Annotated in this window: 13 protein-coding genes; 7 read left to right on the plus strand and 6 right to left on the minus strand. The window is 65.4% G+C overall.

The features are described 5' to 3' along the window. Positions 1–24: 24 nt before the first annotated feature. Together wecB and tlpA are read right to left on the minus strand one after the other, a co-directional pair. Complete coding sequence (wecB, locus tag ACT6QG_RS12265; RefSeq protein ID WP_444977861.1) at positions 25–1,224, minus strand: non-hydrolyzing UDP-N-acetylglucosamine 2-epimerase; 1,200 nt, start codon at positions 1,222–1,224, stop codon at positions 25–27. Between the two features lie 235 nt (positions 1,225–1,459). Continuing rightward, positions 1,460–2,197 carry a thiol:disulfide interchange protein TlpA gene (gene tlpA / locus ACT6QG_RS12270; protein ID WP_444977862.1) on the minus strand — a complete coding sequence of 246 codons (738 nt, stop codon included), beginning with the start codon at positions 2,195–2,197 and terminating at the stop codon, positions 1,460–1,462. Positions 2,198–2,282: 85 nt separating this feature from the next. Between tlpA and argH the strand changes: the two genes are divergently transcribed. Continuing rightward, positions 2,283–3,671, plus strand: a complete 1,389-nt coding sequence (gene argH, locus ACT6QG_RS12275) for an argininosuccinate lyase (protein ID WP_444977863.1) — start codon at positions 2,283–2,285, stop codon at positions 3,669–3,671. Positions 3,672–3,822: 151 nt separating this feature from the next. On the opposite strand, the gene secB is transcribed toward argH, so the two are convergent. Continuing rightward, positions 3,823–4,308, minus strand: coding sequence for a protein-export chaperone SecB (gene secB / locus ACT6QG_RS12280; protein WP_444977864.1), 486 nt, complete (start codon positions 4,306–4,308; stop codon positions 3,823–3,825). A gap of 142 nt (positions 4,309–4,450) precedes the next feature. Here secB and ACT6QG_RS12285 point away from each other — a divergent pair, with 142 nt between their 5' ends. The 3 genes from ACT6QG_RS12285 (at position 4,451) to purN (ending at position 6,535) form a co-directional block, all read left to right on the plus strand. Continuing rightward, entirely contained in the window at positions 4,451–4,660 is a 210-nt protein-coding gene (locus tag ACT6QG_RS12285) for a DUF1674 domain-containing protein (RefSeq protein WP_444977865.1), read from the plus strand. Between the two features lie 142 nt (positions 4,661–4,802). Next, positions 4,803–5,888 carry a phosphoribosylformylglycinamidine cyclo-ligase gene (gene purM / locus ACT6QG_RS12290; RefSeq protein WP_444977866.1) on the plus strand — a complete coding sequence of 362 codons (1,086 nt, stop codon included), beginning with the start codon at positions 4,803–4,805 and terminating at the stop codon, positions 5,886–5,888. Further along, positions 5,885–6,535: a phosphoribosylglycinamide formyltransferase gene (purN, locus tag ACT6QG_RS12295; RefSeq protein WP_444977867.1), complete on the plus strand. Its 651-nt coding sequence runs from the start codon at positions 5,885–5,887 to the stop codon at positions 6,533–6,535. Before purM ends, purN begins: the two co-directional genes overlap by 4 nt. Before the next feature lie 100 nt (positions 6,536–6,635). Here the strand turns inward: purN and ACT6QG_RS12300 are convergent, their stop codons facing one another. Then, on the minus strand, positions 6,636–7,601 hold the full coding sequence (locus tag ACT6QG_RS12300) for a D-2-hydroxyacid dehydrogenase (RefSeq protein WP_444977868.1): 966 nt from the start codon (positions 7,599–7,601) through the stop codon (positions 6,636–6,638). A gap of 407 nt (positions 7,602–8,008) precedes the next feature. Here ACT6QG_RS12300 and ACT6QG_RS12305 point away from each other — a divergent pair, with 407 nt between their 5' ends. Continuing rightward, a complete protein-coding gene (locus ACT6QG_RS12305) occupies positions 8,009–8,770 on the plus strand; it encodes a hypothetical protein (protein WP_444977869.1) in 762 nt (253 codons plus the stop codon). Between the two features lie 160 nt (positions 8,771–8,930). On the opposite strand, the gene ACT6QG_RS12310 is transcribed toward ACT6QG_RS12305, so the two are convergent. Beyond that, a complete protein-coding gene (locus ACT6QG_RS12310; RefSeq protein WP_444977870.1) occupies positions 8,931–9,911 on the minus strand; it encodes an NAD(P)H-dependent glycerol-3-phosphate dehydrogenase in 981 nt (326 codons plus the stop codon). A 4-nt stretch (positions 9,912–9,915) separates the two neighbouring features. After that, entirely contained in the window at positions 9,916–10,986 is a 1,071-nt protein-coding gene (gene tsaD, locus ACT6QG_RS12315; protein WP_444977871.1) for a tRNA (adenosine(37)-N6)-threonylcarbamoyltransferase complex transferase subunit TsaD, read from the minus strand. 87 nt (positions 10,987–11,073) lie between these two features. Between tsaD and hemC the strand changes: the two genes are divergently transcribed. Beyond that, positions 11,074–12,087, plus strand: a complete 1,014-nt coding sequence (gene hemC, locus ACT6QG_RS12320) for a hydroxymethylbilane synthase (protein ID WP_444977872.1) — start codon at positions 11,074–11,076, stop codon at positions 12,085–12,087. 131 nt (positions 12,088–12,218) lie between these two features. Further along, entirely contained in the window at positions 12,219–12,929 is a 711-nt protein-coding gene (locus tag ACT6QG_RS12325; RefSeq protein WP_444977873.1) for a uroporphyrinogen-III synthase, read from the plus strand. Positions 12,930–12,992: the final 63 nt, after the last annotated feature.

Raw genomic sequence — 12,992 nt, forward strand, 5'->3', positions numbered from 1 at the left:
GGACGTGGAATCATGGACAGTTTCTCACAGGAGGCAGGTTGAGACCGGCGCGCCACCCTGAAGCGGCGCTGCGGCGGGATGGGCATTGAAATCAGGCGCGAAGGCATCAACCGCGCGCCCGCAGATGGTATCGACGATGCGGCGGCAGGCGTGCCCGTCGCCATAGGGATTGGTGCGGTTGGCAAAGCGGGCATAGGTGGCGGCATCGTCCAGCAGCGCGGTCACGGCGGAAACGATGGCCGTGCTGCTGGTGCCCACCAGACGCACGGTGCCGGCCTCCACGGCCTCCGGCCGCTCGGTCACATCGCGCATCACCAGCACCGGCTTGCCGAGCGCGGGCGCCTCTTCCTGCACGCCGCCAGAATCGGTGAGCACGATATGGGCGCGCTGCAACAGGCGCTGGAAAGGCAGATAATCGAGCGGTGCAACCAGATGCACATTGCCAAGCCCGGAAAGCGCCGCCCGCACCGGCTCCTGCACATTCGGATTGAGATGGACCGGATAGACGATCTCCACGTCATCGCGGCGCGCGATCTGCGCAAGCGCCTTGCAGATATTGAGGAAACCCTCGCCGAAATTCTCCCGGCGGTGACCGGTGACAAGGATGAGGCGGCGCTTCGGATCGAGACCGGCGAAGGGGCGGTCCAGCTCCGCGCGCAGGGCGTCATCAGCGGCAATGCGCGCCTGGGTCGCCGCCAGCGCATCAATCACCGTATTGCCGGTGACGATGATGCGCCCCTCCAGATGCTCGCTTTCCAGATTGGCGCGCGAGCGGGCGGTGGGGGCGAACAGCAGGTCGCTCACCACATCCACCACGCGGCGGTTCATCTCCTCGGGGAAAGGCTGGGCAAGATTATAGGTGCGCAGGCCCGCCTCCACATGCCCCACGGGAATGCGCCGGTGAAAAGCGGCCAGCGCCCCGGCCATCGCCGTGGTGGTATCACCATGCACCAGAACCCTGTCCGGCCGCACCTCTTCCAGCACCGGATCAAGGGCCGCAAGGGCACCGGCGGCAAGGGCGTTGAGGCCCTGGTTGCGCGCCATCAATGCAAGGTCATAATCTGGCCGGATATGAAAGATATCCAGAACCTGATCCAGCATCTCCCGATGCTGCCCCGTCACACACACATGTGATGTGACCGAGGGCTCGCGCGCCAGTGCCTGTACGAGCGGCGCCATCTTGATCGCTTCCGGCCGGGTGCCGAAAATGGTCAGGATTTTCAAGACCCACGTCCCCTCATGATTCGCAGCACGACAGGAACGCCTGATCCGCCAAAACGGATGCGCCTGTCGCAGAACGACAAATACGAATAACGGGGAAGTGAATAACGCGGAACCTGACCGGTAACGAACAGTTACCGGCACCCTACCCGGAATCCCCTGTCAGGCATGGAAACGGAGTGGTCCGCCTGATGCAAGGATGATCATTCACTTTGGCATTATCATGTTTTTTTATGGTTTACAAACCGTTCAACTGACGCCTGACCCCGGTACCGCCCTGTGCCATTGCGGCGCGGATCAGGGCCACCGCCTCCGGCCCGTCCCACTCTGCGGGGCCTGCCAGAAAGCCCAGTTCACAGCCCTCTGAATTCACCAGCAGGGTGGACGGCAGGCCAAAGCCGCGCCCCACGCCGCGCAGGGCCTGAAAGCTGCGGGTGTCAGAATCGACATAAAGGGCGAGATGGCGGACGCCCACATCCTTCATGAAGGTGCGGGGGCGGGATGTGTCCCTGGCATCGATATTGATTGCGACCACCTCGAAATCCGGCCCTCCCAGCTGCTGCTGCAAACGGTCGAGCGCCGGCATCTCGTGGCGACAGGGCGCGCACCATGTGGCCCACAGATTGATGAGCAGCACCTTTCCGCGGAAGTCCTCCAGCCCCAGCCGGCGCCCGTCGGGCCCGGAGAAAACCAGCGGCGGCAGGGGGCGCGGGACGCTCACCAGCGCGAAGTTCTGCATCTTCCCCCTCACCAGCGGGGCCAGCGCGCGCGCCTGCGCCACACTGGCCGCACAGCGCCCGCCCGCATCCGCACCGGCCAGCGCCATGTCATGGCCGGGGACAGGCGCACCATCCACCACTTCCGAGTTTTGCTGCCCCCCCGCATTGCCGGAACCGGCCTTCATCCCGTATAGGGCGGGCGCACCGGTTGCTGCGATGGCCACAAGCGCCAGAAGAACAGGCAACATCCGGCGCATGCCGCGATTTCCGCTGCGCCCCCGGGATGGGCTCCCGGCCGGGATGTTGTCGGGGTCGGAAGACGTCATCAGCGGAGGGTCCGTCATGAGTAACAAGATGTGGGGCGGGCGGTTCACTTCTGCCCCGGACGCCATCATGGAGGAGATCAACGCCTCCATCGGGTTTGACCAGCGTCTTTATGCCCAGGATATTGCCGGTTCCAAGGCGCACGCCGCCATGCTGGCGAAGCAGGGCATTGTAACGCAGGATGATGCCGCCGCCATCACGCGCGGCCTTGATACCATCCTGGCCGAGATCGAGGCGGGCGACTTCACCTTCCGGCGCGAGCTGGAAGACATTCACATGAATGTGGAATCGCGCCTTGCCGAGCTGATCGGCGCCTCTGCCGGCCGCCTGCACACGGCCCGTTCGCGCAATGATCAGGTGGCCACCGATTTCCGCCTCTATGTGCGTGATACCGTGGATGCGCTGGATGCCCAGCTTGCCGATCTCCAGCTCGCGCTGGCCGAAAAGGCACTGAAGCACGCCGATACGGTGATGCCCGGCTTCACCCATCTCCAGACCGCCCAGCCGGTGACCTTCGGCCACCATCTGCTGGCCTATGTCGAGATGACCCGCCGTGACCGCGGCCGTCTTCAGGATGCCCGTGCACGCCTGAACGAGTGCCCGCTCGGCTCCGCCGCCCTCGCCGGCACCTCCTTCCCCATTGACCGCGAGGCCACCGCCGCGGCGCTGGGCTTTGCCCGGCCGACCGCCAATTCGCTGGATGCGGTGTCTGACCGCGACTTCGTGATGGAAGTGCTCTCCGCCGCATCCATCTGCGCGGTGCATCTGTCGCGCTTCGCCGAGGAAGTGGTGATCTGGACCTCGCCCTCCTTCGCGCTGGTGAAGCTCTCCGACAAGTTCACCACCGGCTCCTCCATCATGCCGCAGAAGCGCAACCCGGACGCCGCCGAGCTGGTGCGCGCCAAGACGGGGCGCATCATCGGCGCGCTGACCGGCATTCTGGTGGTGATGAAGGGCCTGCCGCTGGCCTATGCCAAGGACATGCAGGAAGACAAGGAAGGCGCATTCGACGCCCTCACCGCCCTCTCGCTCGTGGTGGCCGCCACCGCCGGCATGGTGCGTGATCTGGAGCCCGATGCCGCACGCATGAAGGCCGCCGCCGGACAGGGCTATTCCACGGCCACCGATCTGGCCGACTGGCTGGTGCGCGCGCTCAACATCCCCTTCCGCGAGGCGCATCACATCACCGGCCGCATTGTCGGGCTGGCATCCGACCGCGGCATCGCGCTGGAGGAGCTGACCCTTGCCGACATGCAGGGCGTGGACGGCCGCATCACCGATGACGTGCTGAACGTGCTTTCGGTGGAATGCTCGGTCAACAGCCGCCTGAGCTATGGCGGCACCGCGCCCGTGCGGGTGCGCGAACAGGCCGAGCGCTGGCTGAAGACGCTGGCCGCCGAAAAGTGAGCCCTGCCCGCCGCGCCCTTCCGGCTGCGGCGGGTTTTCACAGGGGACCATGAGGCGCCATGGCCTGAAGCCGGTGCCATAAAAAACGCCGCGACGGGATCATCCGGTCGCGGCGTTTTCAGTCTTGACGAAGCCGTCAGGCCGGAAGCTCTCAGGCCTGGCCAGCGGCAGTCTGGGCCTCGGCCTGGGCCTGGGCGATGCGCTGCTGGTAAAGAGCGGCAAAATCGACCGGATCGATCATCAGCGGCGGGAAGCCGCCATTGCGGACCGCATCGGCGATGATCTGGCGGGCGAAGGGGAACAGCAGGCGCGGGCACTCGATCAGCACGACCGGCTGGAGCGCCTGCTCCGGCACGTTCTGGACGCGGAAGATGCCGGCATAGGTCAGCTCGAACGCGAACAGGGTTTCAGGCCCCACCTTCGCGCCGCCCTCAACCTTCAGCTCCACTTCAAACTCTCCCTCGGGACCGGGGCGCGCATTGACGTGGATCTCGATATTCACGTCGGGCTGGCTCTGGGGTGCGCCAAGGGAACGCGGTGCATTGGGATTCTCGAAGGAGAAATCCTTGATGTACTGCGCGAGCACGTTCAGGGACGGCGCCGGGTTCTGGGTAGGGGCGCCATTCTGCGTCGCCATGCGCATCTCCATATGTTGCAGGCTTTGATAGGATGAGCCCGAAGGCGCGGCTTGCGCTACCATGCTTTAATGCTGCAAGGCAAGGAATCGATACACCCGATCCACGCAACTTATCCGCGCACAACCAGACAAGGACCCTCCCATGGCTGATAATCCAGTTACGCCGTCCCCGGAAGAAACCCGCAAGCCCCTGAGCGAGGCGGCCCGTCGCGCGCTTGCGGAAGCGGCGGAGCGGCGCGCGGCCACGGATGCCGCCGTGCGGGAAATGCCCCGCGAAATCAATGGTCGCGAGGGGCCCGAGCCGGTGCGCTATGGCGATTGGGAAGTGGGAGGAATCGCCTCGGATTTCTGAAGGATTGCCGGCTCATCTTCCGGCGGGCCATCCAGCTTCCGAAAAAAGGCATATGGAGCGCGCTCATGCCCATGCTTTGCACGCCATCTCCCTTGCCATGCCCGCCATTCACAGTTAAGCCCCGCGAAAGCGTGAGGACCCGATGGCTCAGGACGGACTTTCCTATCGCGATGCAGGGGTCGATATCGACGCCGGCAATCGCCTTGTTGATCTTATCAAGCCGCTGGTGAAGGCCACGGCGCGCCCCGGCGCGGATGCCGATATTGGCGGCTTTGGCGGCGTGTTCGATCTGAAGGCGGCCGGGTTCAGGGACCCGCTGCTGATCGCCGCCACCGATGGCGTGGGCACCAAGCTCAAGATCGCCATCGACACCAATGTGCATGACACGATCGGCATCGACCTTGTCGCCATGTGCGTGAACGACATGGTGGTGCAGGGCGCCGAACCGCTGTTTTTCCTCGATTATTTCGCCACCGGCCATCTGGCGCCGGATGTGGGCGCGCATATCGTGGCCGGCATTGCCCGCGCCTGCAAGGAATCCGGCTGCGCGCTGATCGGCGGGGAAACCGCTGAAATGCCCGGCATGTACAAGGACGGCGACTATGATCTCGCCGGCTTCTGTGTCGGTGCGGTCGAGCGCGATGAGCTCCTGCCGCGTGCCGATATCGGTGCGGGCGATGTGTTGCTGGGGCTGGCCTCCGCCGGCGTGCATTCCAATGGCTATTCGCTGGTGCGCCGCATTGTCGAGCGCTCCGGCCTGGGCTGGGAGGCCGAGGCCCCCTTCGCCAGGGGCGAGAAGCTGGGCGCCGCCCTGCTCACCCCGACCCGTCTTTATGTGAAAAGCCTGCTTTCGGTGATTCGCTCCACCCGCGCCATCAAGGCGCTGGCGCATATCACCGGCGGCGGCCTCACCGAGAATCTGCCGCGCGTTCTGCCCAAGGGCACCGTGGCGCGCATCGATCTTGCCGCGCTGGACGTGCCGCCGGTCTTCCGCTGGCTGGCCACCACCGGCAATGTGGATGCGGCCGAAATGCTGCGCGCCTTCAATTGCGGGATCGGCATGGTGGTTGTGGTGCCGGCCCATGAGGCTGACCGTGTGAGCGCAGCGCTGGTGGAGGCCGGCGAAACCGTGAGCCGGCTCGGCACCATCGCCACGGCAGACGGGGCCAGCGATGCCGCCCCAGAGGTGGCCTATGAGGGTGTGGCCGATTTCGGGTTCTCCGCATGAGTCGCAAGCGCACCGCCGTTCTCATCTCCGGGCGTGGATCGAACATGGCCGCGCTGGTGAAGGCGGCACAGCGGGAGGATTTTCCCGCCAGGATCGATCTCGTGCTCTCCAACAAGGCGGATGCGGCAGGCATTGAGTTTGCCGCCAGCCATGGCGTGCCCACCCGCGTGCTGAGCCACAGGGGCTATGCCGACCGGCAGGCCTTCGATGAGGCGCTGGACGGGGTTCTGCGCGAGGAAGGCATCGAGATCGTCTGTCTGGCCGGTTTCATGCGCCTGCTCACCCCATGGCTGGTGGAGCAGTGGAAGGACCGGATGATCAATGTGCATCCCTCCATCCTGCCCAGCTTCAAGGGGCTCCACACCCATGAGCGGGCGCTGGAGATGGGGGTGCGCGTGCATGGCTGCACCGTGCATTTCGTCCGCGCGGAAATGGATGCAGGCCCCATCATCCTGCAGGCCGTGGTGCCGATAGAAGCCGATGATACGCCGGACACTCTGGCCGCCCGCGTGCTGACGCAGGAGCACATCATCTATCCCAGGGGGCTGGAGCTGCTCGCCGCCGGGCGGCTGAGCGTTGTGGATGAGCGCGTGCGCATTGCCGATACCCGCCCCGGCCCTGCCCCGCTGATTGCACCGACAGTGTGATTTCAGGATACCGGATCACACGCCCTGAAAGACACGCCCCGCGCTTCCGGCCGGGGCGTGTTGCTGTTCTGGCGGTGGATTCGCGCGCCTGAGGCGCGGCCTACACCAGCACGCGCACCGGCTTGCCGGCCAGAAATGCATCTATGCTTTCCCGCACCTGCGCCCACAGTGCGGACTGCGCCTCGCGGCTGGCCCAGGCCACATGCGGGGTGATGATGACATTGGCACGGCCCGCCACCGCCAGAAGCGGATTATCGGCCGCCGGCGGCTCGGTGCTGAGCACATCGAAACCCAGCCCGCTGATGAGCCCCTCATCAAGCGCCGTCACAATATCCGCCTCGTTCACGATACCGCCGCGCGCCGTATTGATGATGATGGGCTTGCGCTTCATGCGGCGGAATTCCGGCAGGCCCAGCAGGTCGCGCGTTTCGGCGGTGAGCGGCAGATGCAGGGTGATGATGTCCGCCTTCTCGATCACCTCATCAAACGGGGTGTAGGGCGCCTCCACCACGCTCTGGCCCTTGCGGCCGGCAAACATCACCTCCATGCCGAAGGCCTGGCACAGCCTGGCGACAGACTGGCCAAGATTGCCGGCACCGATGATTCCAACCCGCGCGCCATGCAGATCCGCCACCGGATGGGTGAGGAAGCAGAACTGGCTGGCCGCCTGCCATGCGCCATCCACCACATCCTGGCGATAAGGCAGGATGGAGCGGCGCAGGGCCAGCATCAGGGCCATGGCATGCTCGGGCACGGTATGCTCCGCATATCCGCGCACATTCGAAACCGTAATGCCCAGCGCCTTGCAGGCATCCAGATCCACATTGTTGTAGCCTGTCGCCGCGATGGTGATGAATTTCAGGTCTGGAAGCTGTTCCAGCGTGGCCCGCCGAAGCTCCACCTTGTTGATGACAGCAATGCGCGCGCCCTTGAGCCGCGCGACAACCTGATCCGCATCTGTGGCCTTGTACTGGGTCCATTCATGCGCGGTTGCCGGCGGGGGCAGATCAAGATCGGCGCTGAAGGTTTCGCGATCGAGAAAGACAATATGCGGGACAGACGACATCTCGACAAATCTCCGGCAGGTAGCGGGGTGAATTCTGGCGGATGACCTTATCCCAAGGCCATGCAAACGCCACCATGGCACCGGCATGGAAGCGCCAGAGCCCGGAAAACCGAAGGCCGGAGTGGCACCCGCCCAAGCGGGCCGCTCTGGCCATCAGATACCATATAGCCTGATGGCCAGCCTTTATGGCAGGGGGTTCGGCTAGAGGCGGAGTGCTTTCGCGCCGGAGCGGCGGCCGCCATGGAAGGCCGCCGCATACACAACAGATGCGGCCTTATCCGAGTTTCCCCATGCAACTGGACGCAAAATGACAAGACAAATAGAGCATCCCCTTGCTACATTTATGAGGATCAGACCTTCAGGATACCGGGCGCCCGCGGATGCGATTTCAGGTTTGGGCCATAGGCATGACCGTTCTTCTGGCAGCATCCGTTGCACGGGCAGAAGAGGATATTCAGGCGCAGGCCAATAACCCTCTGGCCAATATCACCGCCCTCAACTTCCAGAATCTCTATACCGGAAGCCTGAGTGGGCTGGACGTTGCGACCAACCAGTTCATGGTGAGATATGCCCAGCCCTTCTCCGCCTTTGGCGGGCGCTGGGTGATGCGCGCGACCATGCCGGTGAGCACCGTGCCGGGCGATGCCGCAAACCCGTTCGCGAGTGGCTACACCATCGGGCTGGGAGACTTCAATGCATTCGCGGCCTATCTGTTTGACACGGGACATCCCGGCATCAGCTTCGGGCTTGGCCCGCAGATCACCGCGCCAACAGCCAGTCATGACTTGAGCGGCAGGCAGAAATGGTCTGCCGGCTTTGCCAATGTGCTGTTCAATGCATCAAGCTCAAGGATTCAGTGGGGCTATCTGCTGACATGGCAGGCAAGCTTTGCCGGAAAGAGCGGGGCTGCGGATGTCAATATGGGCGCATTCCAGCCTTTTGTGATTTATCAGCTTGGAAAGGGCTGGTATCTGCGCTCCAGCGGCATCTGGATCTACAATTTCGAGAATAATGGATACACCATGCCGGTCGGTTTCGGGCTCGGCAAGGTGATCAAAACACAAGCAGCCATCATCAATGTTTTTCTTGAGCCGCAATATGCGGTTGCAACCCGTGGCATCGGGCAACAGGAATGGAACCTCTTCGGAGGGGTCAATTTCCAGTTCTGAGGGCTTATTCTGCGGGCTTGGCCGGTTCAGGCGGCGGAACGGGGCATCCGCCACAAACCCTCGGCAGCACACCCTCCGCAGCCTGCCGAAAATCCGCCTGACAGATGTGGCGGGCGCGCAATGCGCTGATCGGCGCGCCCGTATGTGGCACAGGTGTTCCCTAGCCTTCCGCCTTCTGCGGGCGGGCCATCAGCGCCTCGATGGCGGCATCAATCGACATGCGGCCTGAAAGCACCTCGGCCACGGCCGCGCTCACCGGCATGTCGATCCCCTTCTCGCGCGCCATCTCCATCAGCACGGAGGCGGTGAAGGCGCCTTCGGCCAGCTTGTCGCCCACCTCGTCTCCCGACCCCAGCGCCGCGCCAAAGGCGAAGTTTCGCGATTGCGGGCCGGAGGTGGTGAGGATGAGATCGCCTAGGCCGGAAAGCCCCGTCACCGTTTCAGGCCGCGCACCCCATGCAAGGGCAAAACGCATCAGTTCGGCAAAGCCGCGCGAGACAAGCGCGGCCCGGGCGCTTGCCCCCAGCCTGCGTCCGGCCACGATGCCGGCGGCAATGGCCAGCACATTCTTGGTGGCCCCGCCAATCTCCACACCGCGCACATCGGTGGAATAATAAAGGCGCAGGCTGGATGAGCCGAGCGTTTGCGCCAGCGCCTGCGCCAGCCCCTCATCCTTCGCGGCCAGCGTCACGGCTGTCGGCAGGCCGGCGGCGACATCGGAGGCAAAGCTCGGGCCGGAAAGAACAGCCGGTACGGCCTGCGGCGCGCTCTGCCCGATCACCTCTGTCATGAAGGCATGGGTGCCGCGCTCAATGCCCTTGGCGCAGGAGATCACCGGCGTTCCGGCGGCAAGATGTGGCGAAAGCTGTTCCAGCACACCCCGGCACGCCTGTGCCGGCACCACCAGCAGCACGGCATCACAAATGCCGATGCGCGCCAGATCCGTCACCGGCTCCACCGCCTGCGCCAGCGCAATGCCCGGCAGGGCGGCGGCATTCTCGCGCCGCGCGGCCATATCGGCCATCTGCGCCGCATCACGCCCGTGGAGAATGACAGTGCTGCCCCCGCGTGCGGCCGCATTGGCAAGCGCCGTGCCCCAGGCCCCTGCGCCCACAACGCCAATTCGTGCAAAACCCGCCATCGGTTCAGGCCCGTGCTGTTGCGGAAGCGGCGGCGGCCGGGTCCAGCGGCCAGCGCGCGCGCGGGCTCACGGTCAGGTCATCCATGAAACCGCGGGCAAACCGTTCGATCCCCGCCCATGCGATCATCGCCCCGTTATCGGTGCACAGCTCCGGGGCAGGCAAGGCGATACGGGTGCCAAGATCGGACGCCACCCGCACCAGCGCCTCGCGAATCTCGGTATTGGCGGCCACGCCTCCGGCCACCACCAGCGCTGTCGCCCCCCGGCCCAGCCGGTCGCGGAAGGCGCGGGCGCCAACCTTCACCCGGTCGGCGATGACATCCACCACCGCGGCCTGGAAACTGGCGCACAGATCGGCCACATCCTGCTCGCTCAGCGGGGCATTGCGCTGGGCCTCCAGCCGCACGGCGGTTTTCAGGCCGGAGAGGGAGAAGTCCGGCTCCCGCCGCCCGGCCAGCGGACGGGGAAAGCTGAAGCGCCGGGCATTGCCCTGACGCGCCTGCAATTCCACCTGCGGCCCGCCGGGATAAGGCAGGCTGAGCATCTTGGCCACCTTGTCGAAGGCTTCCCCCACCGCATCATCCAGCGTGGTGCCAAGGCGGGTATAGCGGCCCACATCCTCGACCGCGAGCAACTGGGTATGCCCACCGGAAACCAGCAGCAGCAGATAGGGGAAGGAGATTCCGTCCGTCAGGCGGGCGGTGAGCGCGTGCGCCTCCAGATGGTTCACCGCCACCAGCGGCTTGCGCGCGGCAAGGGCGATGGACTTGGCGGTGGTGAGGCCCACAATGACCCCGCCGATCAGCCCCGGACCGGCCGCCGCCGCCACGGCGGAAAGCTCCGAAAACGAGACATTCGCCTGCCGCATGGCCTCGCTGATCACATGATCGAGGATTTCCACATGGGCACGGGCCGCGATTTCGGGTACCACGCCGCCATAGGGCGAATGAATTTCAACCTGCGAGCGCACCACGTTCGAGAGGATCCTGCCCACGCCCGAAGCATTGCGCGACACCACCGCAGCAGAGGTTTCATCACATGTGCTCTCGATGCCGAGAACGAGAAGTTCGGCCAAACCGCCCTGCCTTTTCGGCCTGAGACGCAGACTGCGCCGCAACGCCGCTCTATCTTATTTTGATTCCCACCTTCATTCTTAGCGCCCATGAGCCCGGAAACGAACAACCAAGCGTCCAACGCACCCCACAATTCCTCCCACGCTGATTCAAAGGCCACATCTGCGCGCCTGCGCATCGGCACGCGCGGCAGCCCGCTGGCCCTCTGGCAGGCCCATGCGGTGCGCGATGCACTGGCGCAGGCGCAGGGGCGGAACCCTGAGAGCATCGAGATCGAGGTCATCCGCACCTCGGGAGACATGATTGTCGATCGCGCCCTTGCGCTGGCCGGCGGAAAGGGCCTGTTCACCAAGGAAATCGAGGATGCGCTGCTGGAAGGGCGCATCGATCTGGCCGTGCATTCGGCCAAGGATGTGGCCACCGTGCTGCCGGAAGGGCTGCATCTGGCCGGCTATCTGCCGCGCGCGGATGTGCGCGACGCCCTCATCATGAAGAATGGCACAAGCCTTGCCGACCTGCCGCAGGGCGCGAAGGTGGGCACGGCCTCCCTGCGCCGGGAAGCGCAGCTGCGCCGCCTGCGGCCGGACCTTCAGGTCTCGCTCCTGCGCGGCAATGTCCACACCCGGCTCTCCAAGGTGGAGGACGGCGTGTTCGATGCCACACTGCTGGCCTTTGCCGGCCTCACGCGCCTGGGCATGCCGCAGGTGGCCAGCGCCGTGCTGGAGGTGGATGAGGTTCTGCCGGCCGTGGGTCAGGGTGCGGTCGCCATTGAATGCCGGATCGCGGATGAAGCCACCAATGCGGCGCTGGCCGCCATCACCTGCCCGGAAACCGGCATTGCGGTGACAGCGGAGCGCGCCTTCCTCGCCGCACTGGATGGTTCCTGCCGCACCCCCATTGCCGGGCTGGCCCGTGTGGAAGGCCAGAGCCTGCGCCTTCAGGGCGTGGTGCTGACCCCGGACGGGACCGATGCCGCATCCCTTGACGAGCGCGCGACCCTTGCCCCCGGGCAGGAGCTGAAACAGGCGGCCGAGCTTGGCGCGGCCTGTGGCGCCAAGCTGCGCGAAACCAGCCCCGCCCGCGCCCTGCGCGCCAACGGATAACGGGCAGGGATACCGCCTGCCCGCGGGCGGTATCCGTTCCTTGCACCCTGCCCCTGTGCGGCGCGAACGGCCGGTTCTTCCGCACAGGCTTTCCCTGTTTGCCCCGCCACATGCCCGGAGGGCCATCCATCATGCTCACCCTCGTCACCCGGCCGGAACCGGCCGCAGCGCGCACCCTGGCGCGTCTTGCGGCGCTGGGGCACGATGTGCTGTTTGATCCGATGCTCGAAATCCGCCCCCGCGCCACAAGGCTGCCGGAAGGCCCCTTTCAGGCCCTCACCTTCACCTCCATAAACGGGGTGCAGGGCTTCATGGCGCAGCAGAACATCAGCGCCATGTGGCCGCGCCTGCGCACGCTGCCTGTCTATACCGTCGGCCCCCGCACGGCGGAGGAGGCCCGGCAGACGGGCTTTGACCATGTGATCGACTGTGATGGCGATGCCCGAGACCTGACCGCGCGGATGAAGGCGGAGCTGCCGGCCGGCACCCGCATTCTCTATCCGGCGGGAGAGCATCGCGCGGCGGATCTTCCCGCAGCGCTCGCCCCCGCCGGCATGGTGGTGGATATTGCCGTTGTCTATGCCGCCGAGGGGGTGGATGCCCTTTCGACGCAGACCCGTGCGGCGCTGGCCGAAGGACGTGTGGCCTGCATCCTGCATTTTTCCCGCCGCACGGTTCTGGCCTTTCTGGCCTGCGTGGCGAAGGCGGGGCTGGAGAATGCCCTCTGCGGCCCCCGGCATCTGTGCCTTGCCGCGCAGGTGGCCGGACCGCTGGTGGAGCGGGGCCTGGCGGTGGAACTCGCCGACGCCCCGAATGAGGAGGCTCTTTTCGCACTTCTGTAAAGTGCGCATCATGTGCAATGGTTGCAGAGAACCGCCCGCCGGTCTATCCCGGAGGATCAAGGC

The sequence above is a fragment of the Haloleucobacter ellipsoideus genome (genome assembly GCF_052491725.1).